Origin of the sequence: Xylanivirga thermophila, from assembly GCF_004138105.1 — a bacterium.
GTDB classification, from domain to species: domain Bacteria; phylum Bacillota; class Clostridia; order Caldicoprobacterales; family Xylanivirgaceae; genus Xylanivirga; species Xylanivirga thermophila.
Genome location: NZ_RXHQ01000008.1, coordinates 1 through 19,777, shown reverse-complemented (window position 1 = coordinate 19,777; position 19,777 = coordinate 1). Strand labels below are relative to the sequence as shown.

19 protein-coding genes and 2 tRNA genes are annotated in these 19,777 nt (G+C 36.7%); 19 read left to right on the top strand and 2 right to left on the bottom strand.

The window, feature by feature from the left end; genetic code table 11:
- Positions 1-174: 174 nt before the first annotated feature.
- Positions 175-2,229, top strand: a complete 2,055-nt coding sequence (locus EJN67_RS05870) for a thioredoxin domain-containing protein (protein WP_129723416.1) — start codon at positions 175-177, stop codon at positions 2,227-2,229.
- On the opposite strand, the gene EJN67_RS05865 is transcribed toward EJN67_RS05870, so the two are convergent.
- Positions 2,222-3,085 (bottom strand): AraC family transcriptional regulator, encoded by an 864-nt coding sequence (locus tag EJN67_RS05865; RefSeq protein WP_129723415.1) that lies wholly within the window; start codon positions 3,083-3,085, stop codon positions 2,222-2,224. The two genes, EJN67_RS05870 and EJN67_RS05865, sit on opposite strands and share 8 nt — an antisense overlap.
- Before the next feature lie 184 nt (positions 3,086-3,269).
- Here EJN67_RS05865 and EJN67_RS05860 point away from each other — a divergent pair, with 184 nt between their 5' ends.
- From EJN67_RS05860 to EJN67_RS05850, 3 genes are read left to right on the top strand one after another with little or no spacing between them, the layout of a single operon-like run.
- A complete protein-coding gene (locus EJN67_RS05860) occupies positions 3,270-4,352 on the top strand; it encodes a Gfo/Idh/MocA family protein (RefSeq protein ID WP_129723414.1) in 1,083 nt (360 codons plus the stop codon).
- 36 nt (positions 4,353-4,388) lie between these two features.
- Entirely contained in the window at positions 4,389-5,414 is a 1,026-nt protein-coding gene (locus tag EJN67_RS05855; RefSeq protein ID WP_129723413.1) for a Gfo/Idh/MocA family protein, read from the top strand.
- Between the two features lies 1 nt (position 5,415).
- The gene (locus tag EJN67_RS05850; protein WP_129723483.1) at positions 5,416-6,132 is read left to right on the top strand and encodes a ThuA domain-containing protein; all 717 of its coding nucleotides are present in this window, start codon (positions 5,416-5,418) and stop codon (positions 6,130-6,132) included.
- A gap of 498 nt (positions 6,133-6,630) precedes the next feature.
- Here EJN67_RS05850 and EJN67_RS05845 read toward each other — a convergent pair whose 3' ends face one another.
- Positions 6,631-7,890: an IS110 family RNA-guided transposase gene (locus EJN67_RS05845; RefSeq protein WP_129723412.1), complete on the bottom strand. Its 1,260-nt coding sequence runs from the start codon at positions 7,888-7,890 to the stop codon at positions 6,631-6,633.
- 483 nt (positions 7,891-8,373) lie between these two features.
- Between EJN67_RS05845 and EJN67_RS05840 the strand changes: the two genes are divergently transcribed.
- The 15 genes from EJN67_RS05840 to EJN67_RS05770 all read left to right on the top strand — a co-directional run.
- Positions 8,374-9,768: an ABC transporter substrate-binding protein gene (locus EJN67_RS05840; RefSeq protein WP_165000763.1), complete on the top strand. Its 1,395-nt coding sequence runs from the start codon at positions 8,374-8,376 to the stop codon at positions 9,766-9,768.
- A 102-nt stretch (positions 9,769-9,870) separates the two neighbouring features.
- Positions 9,871-10,809 (top strand): carbohydrate ABC transporter permease, encoded by a 939-nt coding sequence (locus EJN67_RS05835; protein ID WP_129723410.1) that lies wholly within the window; start codon positions 9,871-9,873, stop codon positions 10,807-10,809.
- 13 nt (positions 10,810-10,822) lie between these two features.
- Positions 10,823-11,695: a carbohydrate ABC transporter permease gene (locus tag EJN67_RS05830; RefSeq protein ID WP_129723409.1), complete on the top strand. Its 873-nt coding sequence runs from the start codon at positions 10,823-10,825 to the stop codon at positions 11,693-11,695.
- Positions 11,696-11,955: 260 nt separating this feature from the next.
- Entirely contained in the window at positions 11,956-12,657 is a 702-nt protein-coding gene (locus tag EJN67_RS05825) for an N-acetylmannosamine-6-phosphate 2-epimerase (protein ID WP_129723408.1), read from the top strand.
- 5 nt (positions 12,658-12,662) lie between these two features.
- Positions 12,663-13,601 (top strand): ROK family protein, encoded by a 939-nt coding sequence (locus EJN67_RS05820; RefSeq protein ID WP_165000762.1) that lies wholly within the window; start codon positions 12,663-12,665, stop codon positions 13,599-13,601.
- Positions 13,601-14,467 carry a MurR/RpiR family transcriptional regulator gene (locus EJN67_RS05815; RefSeq protein ID WP_129723406.1) on the top strand — a complete coding sequence of 289 codons (867 nt, stop codon included), beginning with the start codon at positions 13,601-13,603 and terminating at the stop codon, positions 14,465-14,467. The genes EJN67_RS05820 and EJN67_RS05815 overlap by 1 nt, the downstream gene beginning before the upstream one ends.
- 175 nt (positions 14,468-14,642) lie before the next feature.
- Entirely contained in the window at positions 14,643-15,959 is a 1,317-nt protein-coding gene (locus EJN67_RS05810; protein WP_165000761.1) for a sialidase family protein, read from the top strand.
- Between the two features lie 216 nt (positions 15,960-16,175).
- Positions 16,176-16,616, top strand: coding sequence for a Mini-ribonuclease 3 (locus tag EJN67_RS05805; protein WP_129723404.1), 441 nt, complete (start codon positions 16,176-16,178; stop codon positions 16,614-16,616).
- Entirely contained in the window at positions 16,616-17,356 is a 741-nt protein-coding gene (gene thyX / locus EJN67_RS05800) for an FAD-dependent thymidylate synthase (RefSeq protein ID WP_129723403.1), read from the top strand. The genes EJN67_RS05805 and thyX overlap by 1 nt, the downstream gene beginning before the upstream one ends.
- On the top strand, positions 17,356-18,093 hold the full coding sequence (gene rlmB / locus EJN67_RS05795; RefSeq protein ID WP_129723402.1) for a 23S rRNA (guanosine(2251)-2'-O)-methyltransferase RlmB: 738 nt from the start codon (positions 17,356-17,358) through the stop codon (positions 18,091-18,093). Before thyX ends, rlmB begins: the two co-directional genes overlap by 1 nt.
- Before the next feature lie 12 nt (positions 18,094-18,105).
- Complete coding sequence (locus tag EJN67_RS05790) at positions 18,106-18,621, top strand: NYN domain-containing protein (protein ID WP_129723401.1); 516 nt, start codon at positions 18,106-18,108, stop codon at positions 18,619-18,621.
- A gap of 82 nt (positions 18,622-18,703) precedes the next feature.
- Positions 18,704-19,351, top strand: a complete 648-nt coding sequence (gene sigH / locus EJN67_RS05785) for an RNA polymerase sporulation sigma factor SigH (RefSeq protein WP_129723400.1) — start codon at positions 18,704-18,706, stop codon at positions 19,349-19,351.
- Positions 19,352-19,431: 80 nt separating this feature from the next.
- Positions 19,432-19,505: transfer RNA gene (locus EJN67_RS05780), tRNA-Gly, on the top strand.
- A gap of 11 nt (positions 19,506-19,516) precedes the next feature.
- Positions 19,517-19,592, top strand: a tRNA-Thr gene (locus EJN67_RS05775).
- Positions 19,593-19,665: 73 nt separating this feature from the next.
- On the top strand, positions 19,666-19,777 hold a 112-nt coding region (locus EJN67_RS05770; RefSeq protein ID WP_165000760.1), incomplete at its 3' end, for a GTP-binding protein.

Here is a 19,777-nt window from a genome sequence, read left to right as displayed (position 1 = left end):
AGAGATCCTAATTTTTGGAGGAACGGCCGTAATTAGCATATAAAGGTTTGGCTATGGAAAGCAGGTTATCAAGGTTTAGTATACAAGAAAAATGAAGGTACTTATAATATAAAAAAGTATCTTTTGTTTTTTAGGGTATACTAAATTATTATACTTATGAATGAAGGTGATAGTATGACTAGCTCAAATAGAGAACCCAATCGTTTGGTAAATGAAAAATCTCCTTATCTTTTGCAACATGCATATAACCCTGTAGATTGGTATCCATGGGGTGATGAAGCCTTTGCAAAAGCAAATGCAGAAGACAAACCTATCTTTCTATCCATCGGATATTCTACTTGCCACTGGTGTCATGTAATGGCAAAGGAAAGCTTTGAGGATGAAGAGGTAGCAGATATTTTAAACAGGTATTTTGTATCTATAAAAGTAGATAGGGAAGAGAGACCGGATATAGATCATATATATATGACAGTATGTCAGGCATTAACAGGAAGCGGTGGATGGCCCCTTAGTATATTTATGACCCCAGGTAAAAAACCGTTTTTTGCTGGCACATATTTTCCGAAACATTCCCGCCTAGGCATGACGGGTTTTGTAGATATACTGAAAAATACAGCTGAGGCATGGAATACTGATAAAGAGTCACTTGTAGAAGTAGGGGCAAAGATAACAAGGGGTATATCAGAGTATTCTAGAGATTATGAAGAAACAGGTGAGATATCGGAGGATATTATTAGATCTGCATATAATGGACTTAAAAGCAATTTTGATGATATATATGGTGGATTTAGTAGTCAGCCTAAGTTCCCTACCCCCCATAATCTTATGTTTTTAATGAGATATTTTAATGTATCTAAAGAACCTGAAGCATTGAAGATGGTAGAGAAAACCCTTCAAGGCATGTATAATGGTGGCATATTTGATCATATAGGCGGAGGCTTCTGCAGGTACGCTACAGATAAAAAATGGCTTGTTCCCCATTTTGAAAAGATGCTCTATGATAATGCCATGCTAATTATTGCATATACAGAATGCTATCAGATTACAAAAAATGAGCTATATAAGGCTATAGCATATAAAACACTAGATTATGTTTTGAGGGACATGACCGATGAGGCGGGAGGATTTTATTCAGCTCAAGATGCTGATTCAGAGGGTCAAGAGGGAAAGTTTTATGTATGGGATCCACAGGAGATAAAAGATGTACTGGGGGATGAAGATGGACTTTTATTTTGTAAATATTATGGGATAACTGAACATGGTAATTTTGAGGGCAAAAGCATACCTAATAGGCTATATGATTGTAAAGTAATTGAAAAAGATAGGGAACTAATAGAAGGGTTTACTAAAACTATGCTTGAATATAGGAAGGGAAGGGTACATCCACATAAAGATGATAAGATCTTAACAGGATGGAATGGACTTATGATAGCTGCTATGGCTATAGCAGGAAGGGTATTTAGGGATGATAGATATACTATGGCTTCTCAAAAGGCATTTGGATTTATAAAGGATAAGCTAATAAGGGAAGATGGTAGATTGCTTGCTAGATATCGTGATGGAGAGGCAGCATACCTTGCATATTTAGATGATTATGCATATCTTATATGGGGACTTATAGAGTTGTATGAAACGACATATGACCCTGAATATTTAGAGTATGCTATAAAGCTCAACAGTAATATGCTAAAACTTTTTTGGGATAAAGAAAATAGTGGCCTATTTTTATATGGAAGCGACGGAGAAAAGTTAATATTTAGACCCAAAGATATATATGATGGTGCAATACCTTCCGGAAATTCAGTAGCCCTTAATAATATTATAAGACTGGCAAGACTTACAGGGGATACAGGGCTAGACGAAATAGCAAATAGGCAAATAGGGGCATTTGCATCTGAAATATCTGAAAATCCAAATATGTATACCTATTTCCTGTTATCATGTATGTTTACGTTATATACTGATTACCAGATAGTGATAGCAGGAAAAGGAGAGGATAATGATGTACAGGAAATGGTAGATATGATCCATGAAATGTTTTTGCCTTTGGCTGTTGTTTTGGTTTATTATCCTACAAAAGAGCATGGTAGTAAATTAGAGGATTTGGCACCTTATATAAAGTCTAATAAACCAAAAGAAGGAAAACAAACGGCTTATGTATGCCGCCACTTTATGTGTATGGAGCCTATTATGGATGTGAAAGAGCTACAAAAGGTTTTAACTACCTAAAATCTGAAGGTGTTTTACCAGTTAGTTTTTTAAACGTCTTATAGAAATTAGTAGGATTATTAAAACCACATAGGCTGGCGATTTCAAGCACTGTCTTATCGCTGGCCTTTAGATATTCTATAGCTCTGGATATTCTTCTTTTAGATATATATTCGATGGGGCTTATGCCATTATATTTTTTAAATAGGGTAGAAAAGTATGATGGATTCATATAGGCTATGGATGCTAGATCTTCGAGCATTATATCTTCACACAAATGATCATCTATATAGTCTATTACCCTATTCATAGCCAAGAGGTCTTTTTTGATCTTTGACGGGGTTTTGTTTTTTTTCTCTGTATAACCATAGTGGCGTATTAATGCTACTAAAATATTCAGAAGTTTTACTTTTATCATAAGTTCATATTCAGGAAGCCTTTTTCTGAATTCATCTTCTATTTCAAGGAGTAGTCTTTTAATTTCTTCGGTCGCAGGGTTGTTTCTATCAAGTCTGTTTTCAAAATTATCATTTCTGTCGAAGAATATCTTTAGATATCTGTAATCGAATGTACTATCGCTCATATTCCATATAAGCCTTGGCTCAAAGTGTATAACCATGTTTACCATTTCGTTGGGGGGGTATATGCCTATGGCATGTTTTTCTATATTGTTGAATAGGAATATATCACCTTCCCTTATATCATATACCTTGTCATCTACTATATATTCACCTGTCCCGGTTTTAACCAAAGATATTTCAAGCCATGGATGGCAATGGAGATAGGCTTTTGCCGAACGTGGCGGCCTTAAATAGTTATTATCAAGAGTTAAAAGATATTTACCATCAAATTCTATATACGCATGGTTACTTTCCATATCAAACCCCCCTTTTTTTATATGGTACCATGTTTGATTGTAAGTATCAAATCCAAAAAAAGTTTATACAAGTCTAAAAATAGTTGATGATATAAAGTATGTATGGGATAAAATAAAGATAGAGAGAATAAATAAAATTTACAGAATTTTTGCATAGGATTATATAAAGAAAGGGGAATATTATATGAAAGACAAATTAAGAGTTGGAATTATTGGATGTGGTGGTATTGCGAACGGAAAGCATATGCCTAGTTTGTCCAAGGTTAAAGAGGTAGAGATGGTGGCTTTTTGCGATATTATAGAGGAAAGGGCTAAAAAAGCTGCCAGTGAATATGGTGTAGATGGTGCCAAGGTGTATACTGATTATAAAGAGCTTTTAGATGATAAGACAATAGACGTGGTACATGTATGTACTCCTAATAGATCCCATTCCTTCATTACAGTAGATGCCTTGGAGGCAGGAAAGCATGTAATGTGCGAAAAACCTATGGCTAAGACGTCGGAAGAAGCCAAAAAAATGGTGGAAGCAGCAAAACGCACTGGGAAAAAGCTTAGTATAGGATATCAGAACAGATTTAGACCTGACAGTCAATATTTAAATAAGGTATGTAGGCGGGGAGATTTAGGCGAGGTATATTTTGCAAAGGCCCATGCTATAAGGCGTCGTGCAGTTCCTACATGGGGTGTTTTCTTAAATGAATATGAACAAGGTGGAGGGCCACTTATTGATATAGGTACCCATGCTTTGGATTTAACATTATGGATGATGGATAATTATAAACCTAGGATGGTGGTAGGTACTACCTATCGTAAGTTGGCAGACAATGAAAATGCAGCAAATGCATGGGGTCCATGGGATCCTAAGAAATTTACGGTTGAAGATTCGGCTTTTGGCTTTGTTGTTATGGAAAATGGAGCTACTATAGTGCTTGAGAGCAGTTGGGCTATTAATAGCCTACAAATAGGTGAAGCAATGACCACTTTGTGTGGTACAAAGGGTGGCGCAGATATGTGGGATGGCCTTAGGATAAATGGAGAAGAGTTTGGTAAGCTATATACATTAAAGCCTTCTTTAGATGCATCTGGAGTTGATTTTTATGAAGGCGAATCTGAAAACCCCAGCGAAAAGGAAGCTAGAACTTGGATAAATAGCATATTAAATGATACTGAACCTGTAGTAAAGCCGGAACAGGCATTTGTAGTAACTCAGATATTAGAGGGAATTTATGAGTCGGCAAAAACAGGGCAGCCCGTTTATTTTAAGTAATAAAAATCCATAATTATAGAAAGGATCGTTTTATATATGAAAGCTTATCGTGCAGGTATAGTAGGTTGTGGAAATATATTTCCAATGCATGCAGTATCAATATCAAAACTTAATAATGTAGAAGTTGTGGCTGTATGTGATATAAAAGAAGATAGGGCTATAAAAAGATCCGAAGAAATTGGGTGTAAATATTATCTCGATTATAAAGAGATGATAGAGAAAGAAGATCTTGATGTGTTGCATATATGCACTCCCCATTATATGCATGCGCCTATAGCGATTTATGCAGCTCACCATGGATTGAATATAATGACTGAAAAGCCCATGTCCATAGCATTGGATGATGCTAAGGCTATGATAAAGGCTGCAAAGGATAATGGTGTTACATTGGGCGTTATATTTCAGAATAGATATAATCCTGGTTCTTTGCTTATAAAGAAGGCCCTAGATTCCGGTGAATTAGGAGCTATAAAATCAGCTAAGGCTATGGTTACCTGGGATAGATCCGATGAATACTATTCTAAAAGTGACTGGAAGGGTACTTGGGATAAGGAAGGTGGCGGGGTAATCATCGATCAAGCCATCCATACATTGGATCTTATGAGGTGGTTTATCGGTCAGCCTATAGATTATATAGATGCCACCATCTCAAATAGGGCCCATAATAAGATAGATGTGGAGGACGCGGCTGAAGGTATAATAAAATATAAAAATGGTGTGGTAAGTGCATTTTTTGCCATAAATTATTATACCTATGATGCACCTGTTGAAATAGAGCTCCACTGTGAAAATGGAATTGCAAAGATTGTTGGGGATAAAGCTACCATAAAGTTTTATGATGGCAGAACATATATAGCAGATAAAAACCCAAATGAATATATTGAATATGGCAATGTAAAGTCATATTGGGGTACTAGCCATGTAAAGCAGATACAAAAGTTTTATGACGCCCTTGAGAACGGTGTAAAACCTGAAATAGATGGTGAAGAGGCGCTTAAGACCCAAGAGATGATATGCGGTATATATCAATCTGGAAAAGAGGGGCGCAAGATATATGTCTAGAATAATACATGTTACAGTTTGGAATGAAAATCGACATGAAAAGACGAATGAAAAGGTTGCAAACCTTTATCCTAAAGGTATTCACGGTGCTATAGCGGACTTTTTATCCAAAGAGCAGGATATGGAGATTAGGACTGCTACACTAGATGAGCCAAGTCATGGACTGACTGATGAGGTCCTTGAATGGACGGATGTACTTCTGTGGTGGGGGCATAAGGCTCATGATGAAGTACAGGATGAAATTGTAGAAAAGGTATATAACAGAGTTTTAAAAGGCATGGGGCTTATAGTACTCCACTCAGCTCATTTTTCTAAAATATTCAAAAAACTCATGGGAAGTAGTTGTGATCTTAAATGGCGGGAGATTGGAGAAAAGGAACGTATATGGGTAGTAGAACCGGGACATCCAATTGCAAAGGGTCTAGGAGAATATTTTGAGGTGCCAAATGCAGAAATGTATGGTGAAAGGTTTGATATCCCTTCCCCTGATACACTGGTATTTTTAAGCTGGTTTGAGGGTGGAGAGGTATTTAGGAGTGGCTGTTGCTACAATAGAGGAAACGGAAAGATATTCTATTTTAGACCAGGCCATGAGACCTACCCTATATATTACCAAGAAGAGGTGCAGCAAGTAATAAAGAATGCTGTAAGATGGACAGCTCCTACAGATGGACCTAAATCCAACTTTGGCAATGTGAAACCTTTAGAAAAGATATAAGGGAATAAAAAGCTGTTGTACAATGAATAAATAAATTTCATTTTACAGCAGCTTTTTTTAGTATGCTTGCAAAAACAATGCAATAGAAAATTTTTTTTAATTCCAGAAAAACAGTTGAAAAATTTTTTTAAAATGTTTTAATGTAATAAAAGCTGAATTTAACATATATTGATATTTTACAACATAAAAAAATCTAAAAAGTCATTGTATTATTTATACCAGGCACTCCAATTTATGTAAAAAATTCCGTAATTTGTTTACCAAGTATAATGCTCTTAAGGAGGTGAAGTGATACAAACCAAGTAGAGAAAATGTTTTAATCATAATAAAAAGTCATTTCTAAAAACAATTATTAGTAATTCGGTAATATGTCAAGAGGGTGGTTGAAAAAAATATAAAAAATTTTAAGGTAAAGCAATTAAAAAAGAGCATAGCAAAGCTAACCTCCCCCAAAACGGAAAGGAAATAATTTGAAGAAATGTAAATGAGGCAAATTATTTATGTTATGTCAACTTCTCCTTTCCGGGTGGATGGATTGTAAAGTTTTTCATCGTGCAGCAGAGCGAAGATTAACCTTACGGCCTTACGTGCAGTGAGTACCAAAGCCCGTTTATGGTGATGGGTTTTGCTTTCTTTAAACTTGCGAGAATAAAACGCTGTATACTCCGGAAGGTACTTTCTAAGCTGCTCAGCAGCCTGAACAAAATAGTACCGTAGGTATACGTTACCGGTCTTCTTAATGTAGGTATCATCTGCGACAAAATCAGCTGATTGATATTCCGACCAGTATAACCCGGAGAATTTCGCCAGAGCATTATCATTATCGAACCTTGAAATTCCGCCAATTTCGGAAATTAGACCTGCGGCAATAACAGGGCCGATACCTTTAACCGAGGTCAGGCAAAGATACTCGTTGTTAAAGAAGGGGAGCTCGTTCTCAATTGCCTTTTCCACAGCCTTCTTCTGCTTTTCAAGTGCCTTCATGTTTTCCAAACAGGATCTGAGCACGAAGTTAAGTGAGTTATCAACAGAAGGATTCAGGCGGTAGGATTTACGAGCAGCTTCTTTTAAAGCTGATGCAGTGGCTTTCGGATCATTAAAATGCTTTTTGCCATGTTCCATAATAAAATCAATGAGGTCGTCGAGCGATCGAGTCGCAATATCCTCAACAGTCAGATACTCTTGGAACAATTCTGTGGCAACTGCACCAAAGTTGTTGGAAAATACTTTTTCCTGGCATAGGCCGCTGAATTTCAGGAACAAGTTGCTCAAGAAATAGGACTTCTCCCGTACCAGGTTATCCACAATATGAAAGCGGTGGCGGGTAAGCCTTTGAAGGGCTAGGTATCTGAAATCCACAGGGCAAGACTTGGGAAGTCTACCGAACCTAAGCCTTTCCGCAATTGCGTTTGCATCCACATAATCGTTTTTCGGCAGGTTTCCCAGTGACTCTTTGAACCTTTCGATGATTTTAGGGTTAAAGCAAATGATATTCGGATGGTAGGGCTTAAGGGACGTACAATCGGCTAGAAGATGCTGTATGTGCCATCCGTATACGGAGGTGGATTCATAGCCTACAAAGATCGTAGATACGTTTAACCGCATGCAACAGCCCTCTATAGCGTCTATTAGGGATTGAGCGCCATATAGGTCATTGGTGGCAGCAAAGGGCTTAATGACTACAACACCTTCCTGGTCAATAATTGAGACCTTGAAATCTTTGAGTGATAGATCTAAACCAACATATAGCTTGTTCATCTTGTTACACCTCCTTCCCATGGGGGAATGATGAAAGATAGTTGAGATAACCCCAGCAACCAGGTTATGTAACAGCCTCGCGCTATGAGCTCTTAGCAGTGCAAGTTTCGGTCTCCTGCTGCGTGAGAACCTGCACTCCGACAAAGCAGAATTCGTGTTAGATACGGTAAACCTGGTGTGGGAACCACACTATACGAGCAGTCGAGCTGCAAGGAGGAAAAAGCTTGTCCCAGACCACCTTACGGTTATATCATGCTACGGGTTATCTCAGATGTAAAGCATTTTTTTCAACAACCACTACTGAGGAGTTGCTCCTGAACCTCTTGCTATATGAGGGCGATATGATCGTAGATGATGTATAGATTTTATTACTATTGTTTTTGATATGACTGATATAATTTCCAGCTACTTTATACCAGTTGTATTGATGTGTAAGTGGTGTATGTTGCTGCTTACAAAATATATTATACGAGGAGGATGAAGATGAAAAAGAAAGTATTATCAATACTCTTAGTGTTGACTATGGTTTTGGGATTGTTTGCTGGTTGTGGGAAAAAAGATGATGATAAAGATGCATCTTCCGGTCAACAAAAAGATGTAGTGGAAGATTCTAAAAAGGATGAAGGTAAAGAGGGAAAAAAGGAAGACAAAAAAGAGCCTGTGACATTAAAAATGTGGTGTAATTGGCCTGAAAGCAACGATGAAGATAGCCAATTTCAGTATGTTAAGAAAGCGGCACAAAAGTACATGGATTTGAATCCCCATGTTACGATTGAAGTTACTGGTAATTCTACTATGGACAAGGTACTAGCGGCATTAACAGGTGGTCAAGGTCCAGATGTTTTTGATAATTTATGGCCTAATATAGCTACATGGGGAGAAAAAGGAGCTTTATTGGATCTTACTGATTATGTGAATAATGATGCAGAGTTCAAAAAAGATGATGTTTTACCTGCAGCATGGAATCTAAGTACTTATAAGGATACTATATATGGAATACCATATACTCTTGCATCATCTGAATTGTACTATAATAAAAAGCTATTGAAGGAAGCAGGATATGATAATCCACCTGAAACTATGGAAGAATTAGTTGAGATGGCAGATAAACTTACAAAAGTGAATGACAAAGGTGAAATAGAGCAATTAGGATTTTTACCTGATTATCCATGGTTAGATAATGTTTTATGGCCTGTTACCTTTGGCGCTGAATGGATTGATAAAGATGCTAATAAAATAACATTTGATTCACCAGATATGGCTGCAGCATATCAATGGCAAGTGGATATATATAAAAAATATGGTGTTGAAGAACTTTCAAAGTTCAAGTCTGGATTTGGTAAAGATGCCCAATCTCCATTTTTAACAGGGGATTTGGCTATGTGTTTCTTCCCTGAAGGCATGATAGGGATGGTTGCTAAGTATGCACCGGATTTAGATTATGGTATAGCAAATATTCCATATCCAGCAGATAAGCCAGATCTTAAAGGTTCCATGTTTGTAACATCAAGGGTATATTGTATAAACTCTAAATCTAAAAATCCAGATGCAGCTTGGGATTTCTTAGCGTTCTGGGCTAATGAAGACAACATGAAAGAATGGTCTAATGGACAACAGAAAAAAGGAGCATTAGTATCTAGAGCATCTGTATTAAATAATATGGGCTCGGAAGTACCTCAAGAATTGAAAGATGTAGCAAAAATGTTACAATCGCCAAATGTTAGATCTTTCCCGATGCTTCCATATATAAACGAATATCTATCAATAATTAATGATGAAATGACATTGGCTTTACATCAAAAACAATCAGTAGAAGAAGCACAAAAGAAAGTTGTTGAACAGGTACAAAAGTTGGCAGATGAAAATCCAGTTAAGTAGTTACAGCATTGTATAAAAACGTTGCAAAAGGACGATAATTAGCTTTTCAAGCGGAATTAATTCCGCTTGAACTGCTATATTGTTTAGAAGGGAGTCTAAAATATGGCAGTTAGTACCAGTATTGGTAGTACAAAAAAGAAGAGTACTCAAGAAAAAAAGTTTATACGACTAGGCTTGCTATTTGCAATGCCATGGATGGTAGGTTTCATATTATTTCAATTATATCCCATATTATCATCGTTTTTTTATAGCCTTACTAATTATAACTTTTTTAAGGATCCTGATTTTATAGGGTTAAAAAACTATGCAGAACTATTTAAAGATACAAAATTTTATCTATCTTTAAAAAATACTTTTTATATGGTCTTAGTAGGGGTACCTGTAAAATTAATATATTCTCTATTTATGGCGATGCTTTTAAATAAGGAGGTTAAAGGTCAGTCTATATACAGAACGGTGTACTACATGCCTTCTATAGTGCCTATAGTTGCTAGTTCAGTTTTGTGGCTATGGATATTGAATCCACAATATGGTATATTAAATAATATTTTAGGTGCACTCCATTTACCTCAACCGGCATGGACTGTAGATCCTAGATATACTAAAGTTTCATTGGTTATTATGGATACTTGGCGTTCTGGAGGCACCATACTCATTTATTTAGCAGCATTACAAGGGATACCAAGATCATTATATGAAGCTGCTGATATTGATGGAGCTAATGGTTGGTCTAAATTTTGGGAAATCACAATTCCATCTATATCTCCTGTTACCTTATTCCAACTTATTATGGGTCTTATAGGGGCATTCCAATATTTTACGCAAGCATTTATATTTTCAAGTGGGACACAGCTCCAAGTTTCTGGAGGACCTGAAAATTCTCTATTATTTTATTCTCTATATTTATACCAAAATGGTTTTAGTTTTCTAAAAATGGGCTATGCTTCAGCGATGGCATGGATTCTCTTTATTATTATAATTATAATATCTACAACCATTTTAAAGACATCACTCAAATGGGTAAGCTATGAAAATGAATAGAAGGAGGGGTACAATGCAGAATCAAAATGTTATAAACTATGGAGAACAAAAAAATTTGAAAACAAAGAAGATTTTCAAAAAAAAGATATTACCTCATATTTTGTTAATTCTTTTTGGAATAATGTACTTTTTACCATTTCTATGGCTTTTATCAACATCTTTTAAAACGCCAGATCAAGTTTTTGAATATCCACCGAAATGGATTCCTGATCCATTTGCATGGGGAAATTATCCTAAGGCTATGAGTACGATACCATTTTTTACGTATCTAAAAAATACTGTTATATTAGCTGTTATTCCAATATTTGGACAAGTCCTTTCGTCGTCATTAGTAGCTTATTCTATTGCAAAAATTCCCTGGAAGGGTGGTAAAAAGCTGTTTGGAATAATACTTGCTACTATGATGCTGCCCCATCAAGTTACTATGATACCTCTTTATGTAACATGGGCTAAGTTAGATATGGTAAATACTTTTGTACCTTTACTAGTGCCCAGTTTCTTTGGGGGTGCATATAACATATTTCTATTAAGACAATTTTTTAAAACGGTACCAGATAGTCTTTTAGAAGCTGCACGGATTGATGGAGCTTCTGAGGGAAGAATTTTCTTTCAAATAATGCTTCCACTATCAAAACCTGTACTTACTACAATAGCATTGTTTACTTTTATGGGAGGTTGGAATGATTTTATGACTCCTCTAATCTATTTAAATGACAGTGCTAAATGGCCACTTTCTATCGGATTGCAGGCTTTTATGATAGAGTTTGATACAAAATGGGAATTGCTTATGGCGGCTTCAGTTTTGTTTACTATTCCCATGATAATAACATTTTTTGTAGGTCAAAAGCAGTTTATTGAAGGAATAGTCACAACAGGATTAAAATAATTTAATATTTATGGTTGTAATGAATAAAATAAATCAATTAAAAATGTCCTCTTGGTAGCTACTGATTAGAAGTGAAACAAGGAGGACATTTTTATATGTTACAAATTTTTATTATAAAAACTATTGAAAGTATAAAAAAAATTTTCTTTTTAAGACCATAGATTGAAATAAATTTTCTTATAATGTATAATAGGATATAGAGTAATAAAATTTGGTATACAATAAAATGTTATTACTGGCCAAGGGAGGCATATATAAAGATGGAAAAGGATAAATTTTTGAATAATGTATACAAAGGCCTAATAGTTTCATGTCAGGCATTGAATACTGAACCTTTGTATGGTAGTGAAATTATGGCCAAGATGGCTACTGCTGCTAAAATGGGAGGTGCAGTAGCTATAAGGGCCAATTATGCACAGGATATAAAAGCTATAAAAAAGGTTGTGAATCTTCCTGTGATAGGGCTCGTAAAGCGTGATTATGATGATTCCGATGCGTATATAACTCCTACTTTAAAAGAAGTGAAGGAAGTAGTAGAGGCAGGCGCAGAGGTTGTGGCTATTGATGCTACAGATGTATTGAAGCCAGGAGGTAAGACAACTGCACAACTTATAAAGGAGATAAAGGAAAATTTTGATATAATGATACTTGCGGATATATCTACTTATGAAGAAGCTGTGAAGGCTCAGGAGGCGGGAGCTGATTTTGTATCTACTACAATGTCTGGGTATACTCCCTATAGTCCTCAACTTGAAGGTCCAGACTTTAAACTTATGGCAAGATTATCGCAAGATCTTGTAATCCCTGTTTTTGGGGAAGGCAGGATATGGACACCGGAGGAGGCAGTAAAAGCCTTAGAACTTGGAGTACATGCTGTAATAGTGGGTACTGCCATTACAAGACCACGTGAGATTACCCAAAGATTTGCCAAAGCTGTGGCATCAGTATCCAACAAGGAGTGATCAAATTGGCAGATATTATTGCCATTGATATTGGAGGTACTAATATAAAATATGGTATAATAGATCATGAAGGTCATATAAAAAATAAGGGGATAGTTCCTACTGAAGCTTATAATGGTGGGCAAGCTTTAATGGATAAGGTACAAAATATTGTTAAGCAGGAAATTGATCATACTTCTCATCTGTTAGGCATAGGAGTAAGTAGTGCCGGGCAGATAGAACCTAAAACGGGATCTGTACGCTTTGCAACTGATAACTTACCAGGGTGGACAGGTATGCCTATTAAGGATATTTTAACAAAACGGTTTAATGTACCGGTATATGTGGATAATGATGTAAACTGTGCTGCTTTGGGAGAGTTTTGGCAGGGGGCAGCACAGCATAGAGATGATATTATAATGATAACTCTTGGCACAGGTATAGGCGGTGCCATAGTAAAAGAAGGCAGGATATTTTACGGTGCTGATGGAGCAGCAGGGGAGTTTGGCCATATGATGTTATATCCCGATGGTATTAGATGCACTTGTGGTTTAAATGGATGCTATGAACAATATGCTTCTACCAATGCTTTGATAAGGATGTTTACAGACAGATTGAATGAAGGTGAAGCATACATACTAGATGAAAATGTAGCTATAAGTGGTAAAGATATATTTGAAGCTGAGAAGCATGGTGATCGTTTAGCTATGAATGTTATAAATGAGTGGATAACATATATTTCATGGGGATTAAGTATAATAGTTCATAGTCTAAATCCTAGTACCATCATAATAGGTGGAGGAGTATCAGCACAAGGCAAAGAATTTATAGATAGAATAAAGAAAAAAACCATACAACTTATTATGCCTTCATTCGCTGAGCATTTAAGCATAAAGCCGGCTGAGCTTTCAAATGATGCAGGGATAATAGGTGCTGCGTATGGAGTTATGCGGGGAGATATCTAATGGATTATGAGATAGGAACTTTGTTTCCGTTATTAAGTACATTAAAACATTCATTTACAAAGTCTGAAAAGAAGGTTATGGATGCCTTTCTTGAAAATCCTGAAGAAGTATTGTATAGCTCTATTACGGATTTTTCTGAAAAAGCAAAGGTAGGGGACACCACTGTTGTTAGATTCTGTAGGAAATTAGGGTTTAAGGGTTATCATGATTTCAAAATAGCTGTGGCTCAGGAATTATCTAATAGTTCGTCTAATACTTTTGGTTCCTTCAATGAAGGAATAGACATAAAGGATAGTTTTGATGATGTACTTCAGAAACTTATAGGTAAAAATATTGAAGCTTTGCAGGAGACTGCTGCTTTATTAAATAAAGATGATATTGAAAAAGCGGTAAACTTTATAGAGAATAGTCGAATGACTGTATTTTATGGTGTAGGTACATCAGGGATTACTGCTTTGGATGCCAAGAATAAATTTATGCGCATAGGTGTACCAGTTGATGCATATACAGATGGACATATGCAGGCCATGTCTGCGTCTTTATTGGCAGAGGTAGATACAGCTATTGCTATATCTTATTCTGGTAGTACAAAGGATACAGTAGATACTATGCAAATTGCCCGGGAGAATGGTGCTAAGACTATTTGTATTACCCATTATGCAAAGTCACCTATTACAAAATATGCTGATGTTGTATTACTATCGGGCTATAATGAAAGTCCATTACAGGGTGGTGCATTGATAACAAAGATTGCACAGCTATATGTAATAGATGTATTATATACTGAATATTTTAGAAAAAATGTCAGCATGGCATCGAAAAATAAGTCACGGAGTGGTTCTTCAATTTCAGATAAATTGTATTGATTTTTCAGGAGGTAAATAAATGTCTAATTTTAGTATAAAGGATATAAAGGCGTGATATCTATTCTTATCACGCCTTTTGACTGTCATCATTAGATGCAAAGGATAAAGGGGCATATGTAATAGGATAAAATGAATGGGTATAGAGTACTACTTAAAGGGAAAGGGGTTTATAGGTATGAGTTTAGAACATATAAAGCTTTTTTATCCAGGTTTAAATGGATGTGCAAATTATCGTATACCTTCTATTATAACTACAGACAAGGGTACGCTCATAGCAGCAATAGATGCAAGAGTGGATAGAGCCGGGGACAATCCGAATAATATAGATAAATACATAATACGAAGTACAGATGGAGGAGATACTTGGGGTCCTATACAGAATATTGTAGACTACCCTGGCAGAAGCGATGAGGGTTCAGCAGCATGTGATCCAGCAATGCTTCAGGATGAAGAAACTAAGACAATATGGATGATATTTAACCATACTCCCGCCGGCATTGGATTATGGGCTTCGAAGCCAGGTATAGGTTTCGATAAAGATGGGTATAGGATTTTATATGATGAGTCGGGGAATGAGTACATACTGAAGGAAGATACATTTGTATATCATAAAAATGGCGAAAAGACATCTATAATGATAGATGAAAATGGTGATGTTCTAAAGGATGGCCAAAAAATAGGGAATATATATTTAAAAAATGGGCCTATGCTAGAGACAAGAACATCTTTCCTTAAGGCTGTAAAAAGCGAAGATGACGGTCTTACGTGGTCTGAACCAATCGATTTAAATCCCCATGTTAAGGAAGAATGGATGGGATTTATAGGGGCAGGCCCCGGGCGAGGTATACAGCTAAAAAATGGTGCGTATAAAGGCAGGCTGGTATTCCCCATATACTTTAATAATGCTTTAGGTGGACGTATGTCCTGTACTGTTATATATAGTGATGACCATGGCAATACATGGAAAAGGGGTCGGTCACCAAATGATGGAAGGATATGGAACAATAAAGTGCTTAACTCTAGAACCCTTGATGTGACCGAGGCAGAGCTTACTGAATGTCAAATTATAGAAATGGGTAATGGGGATCTAAAGATGTTTATGAGAAATCATGCTAAATATCATCGAACAGCTATTGCCATAAGCAAGGATGGTGGTGAAAGCTGGAAAGATATTTCATTCCATGATGAACTTGTGGATCCAATATGCCAGTCTACTGTAATCAAACATAGGACCGATGATGGGAAATCATACCTTATATGGGCAAATCCTGCCCATCCTGAAAAGCGCATAAAAGGTACTGTGAGATTGAGTGAGGATGAAGGAAAAACATGGCCATATTCCAGGGTGATAAGGGAGGCAGGCTATGGATATTCTTGTCTTACTGTTCTTCCTGATGGCAGGATAGGTCTTCTGTATGAGCCTGATGATGAACCAGGTGTTATATTATTTACAAGATTTTCTTTGAATTGGATAATGGGGAAGGCCAGATAGTAGCTGATATAAGCTAGTTAAAAGAGGAAAAAGCCTAAGCAATTTTGCTTAGGCTTTTTTTTGTACTCAAAATAGTGTAAAATATATTATAACTGATTAAGTTTAAAATTAAAAAGCATAGTTGCTTTACTTGGTCGAAAATATAGATAAGTAAATAAGGTTTTAAGTATACTATTTGTTGTATTTACAAATAGGCAGTATAAGATGGGAGATGCTATGGATAAACTTTTAACATATTTGCAGGAAAAGACGGGTAGCCAATTGACTCCTGAAGATGTAAGGATGATGCATCCTTTAGTCTTGGCGTATATAGGTGATACTATATATGATCTTTTTGTACGGAGCTACTTAATTTTAACCCAGCCTACTTCGGTACATAAACTTCATGTAAAGGCCATAAGTTTTGTTAAGGCAGGGGCACAATCTGATACTCTACATCATATTGAGGGTATATTGACTGATGAAGAACAGGATATAGTACGCCGTGGAAGAAATGCGAAATCGGCGACAATGCCTAAAAATGCCGATGCAGTGGAGTATAGATGGGCTACTGGATTTGAGACCCTTTTAGGATATTTGTATCTTTTAGGAAGGCAAGATAGATTGCTTTATATTATAGGTTGTATACTAGAGCTAGATGACAAGGAGGATGAATAATGGGAGAGGTAGAGCTTAAGGTAAAACTTATAGAATATACCCCAAATCCTGAAAAGGTAGTGGCAATGGCTGCAAAACTTTGCTATTCACCTTCAGACATAGATGATATTATGCATGGGGTAACGGAAAAGGATCAATCAAAATTTATTCAAAAGCTGGTAGATATGGGGCATTTATCTACAATTGAACATGTAAATTTTACCTTTGGCATAGAAGGGGTATCAAGGAGCCTACTTGCGCAGATTACCAGGCACAGAATAGCAAGTTTTAGTGTAAAATCACAAAGGTATGTTAGAGCAGGAAATGACGGGGAATGTTTTAACTATATAATACCCTCTAGCATACGGGGGTTAGGCGACGAATATGTAATTAGGTTTAAGCAGCAAATGGAAGAGATACAAAAATGGTATGATGAATGGGTAGATATATTAGGAAATACAGGAGAGGATTCTTATCAGGATGCTAGATTTGTATTGCCTAATGCAGCTGAAACCAAGATGATACTTACTATGAATGCTAGGGAACTTTTGCATTTTTTCAGGTTGCGTTGTTGCAACAGAGCTCAGTGGGAGATAAGGACATTGGCAAAAGAAATGCTAAAAGAGGTGCAAAAGGTAGCACCAAATCTTTTTAAGGATGCAGGTCCTGGATGTCTTACCGGTGTTTGCCCTGAAGGCCGAATGACATGTGGTAGGGCAAAAGAGGTACGAGAAGAGTTTTTAGGTATGGAGGCTGAATAATGTTGGATAATCAAAATCAAATAGAAGGCAAGAATCCTGTACTCGAGGCCTTGCGGGGAGACAGGGATATTGAAAAGATACTTATATCAAAAGATTTGGATGATGGAAGGACAAGACAGATTATAGCAAAGGCAAGAAATAAAAATATATTGGTTCAAAGGGTGGATAAAAGGCATTTGGATAATATAGCGGTATCTGCTTCCCATCAGGGCGTTATAGCTATAGTAGCATCCTACAACTATGTTGATGTAGATGATATATTAGAAAATGCTTCTAAAGGGGATGCTCCACCTTTTATATTGATATTGGATGAGATTACAGATCCACATAACTTTGGCGCTATAATAAGGACTGCTGAATGCTCGGGAGTGGATGGTATAATAATACCTAAACACAGATCAGTAGGCCTCACTCCTACTGTAGTAAAGGCATCGGCGGGAGCTGTTGAACATATGATGATTGCTAAAGTGACAAATATAGCAAATACAATTGACTATATAAAGGAAAAGGGACTTTGGGTGGCGGGAGCTGATATGGAAGGTAGCGTATATACCAAAGAAAATTTGGACGGGCCTATTGCGTTGGTAATAGGTAGTGAAGGAAAGGGACTCGGGCGCTTGGTAAAGGAAAAATGTGATTTTCTCGTCAAAATCCCCATGGAGGGCAAGATTCAATCATTAAATGCATCTGTAGCTGCAGCAGTGCTGATGTATGAGATAGTCCGTCAAAGGGGATGAGGGGGAGAATATGTGGAAGAGTTCTTATTGGTAGATGGGTATAATATAGTTAATAGTTGGCCAGAACTTAAAGCTATTGCTAGTGATAATTTAGAAAATGCTAGAGAAAAACTTATAGATATAATGCAGAATTACCAAGCCTATAAAGGTATAAATATCATCATAGTATTTGACGCCCATCACTCTAATGCAGCGATAGAGAATATTGAAATCTATGGGAATATTCAAGTAATATATACTAGGCAATATCAAACGGCAGACCAATATATAGAAAAGTGGGTTAATGATATGGGAAAGTATAGGCGAATAAGGGTGGCTACTTCTGACTATATGGAGCAAACTACGATACTGTCAAGAGGTGGTATTCGTATGTCTGCTCGTGAACTGCTACTGGAAGTGGAACTGGCCCAAAAGGAACTGGAGGATGTGCACATAAATAAAATACTACCTAAACAGAATTTGTTAAGCGATAGAGTGGATAAGTCTACATTAGCAAAATTGGAAAAGTTAAGACGGCAAAATAGTTGACTTATATACATTATATAATGTATAATCAAAGTATTGGCTAGATAAAAGTAATTAAAGAGGTGCTTCGGTGGGGGAGATATGGGTGAAAACTAATGCATTAAAACAGGATGCCAGCCGTTTTGAGTATATGCTGGATGAAGAAGTTGTCGAGGATGCACGAAATGGCGATATGGATGCTCTGGAATACCTTATGGATAAATATAAAAGTTTTGTCCGCTCTAAAGCCAGATGTTACTTTTTAGTAGGAGCAGACAGGGAGGATATTGTCCAAGAGGGTATGATTGGTCTTTACAAAGCTATTAGAGATTTTAGATCGGACAAGCTTTCTTCATTTAGGGCTTTTGCAGAGTTATGCATTACCAGACAGATTATCACTGCTATAAAGACTGCTACTAGGCAAAAACATATTCCTCTTAATTCATATGTTTCTTTAAATAAACCTATATATGATGTTGAATCAGATAGAACTCTTATGGATATTATATCTGAAGCAACTGTAAGTGATCCTGAGGAACTCGTTATAAGTCAGGAAGAATTCCACCATATAGAGTCTAAAATTGGTGAGATACTTAGTGATCTGGAATGGCAGGTACTTACGGCTTATTTGCAAGGGAAGTCATATCAGGAAATCGCCGATGAATTGGGTAGACATGTTAAATCTATAGATAATGCACTCCAACGAGTGAAGAGAAAGTTAGAACATTATCTAGTAGAGGAACAAAAATATTAATAAATGCTATTGACAAAATACTATTAAACAGTTAAAATATACTTTGTCATTGCGATGAGGACTCAATAATAATATAGTTTGCGGGTGTAGCTCAATGGTAGAGTTCCAGCTTCCCAAGCTGGCTGCGTGGGTTCGATTCCCATCACCCGCTCCAACCCCTAGTGTGCCCATGTAGCTCAGCAGGTAGAGCGCCGCCATGGTAAGGCGGAGGTCACCGGTTCAATCCCGGTCGTGGGCTCCAAATCTATTTTATAGCTGTTTAATGATACACCAGGGTATGTTGTATTAAAAGATTAAAGTAAGGAGGAAACGAAATGGCAAAGGCAAAATATGAGAGAACAAAACCACATATAAACATAGGGACAATAGGTCACGTAGACCATGGTAAGACTACATTGACAGCAGCAATAACCACTGTATTATCAG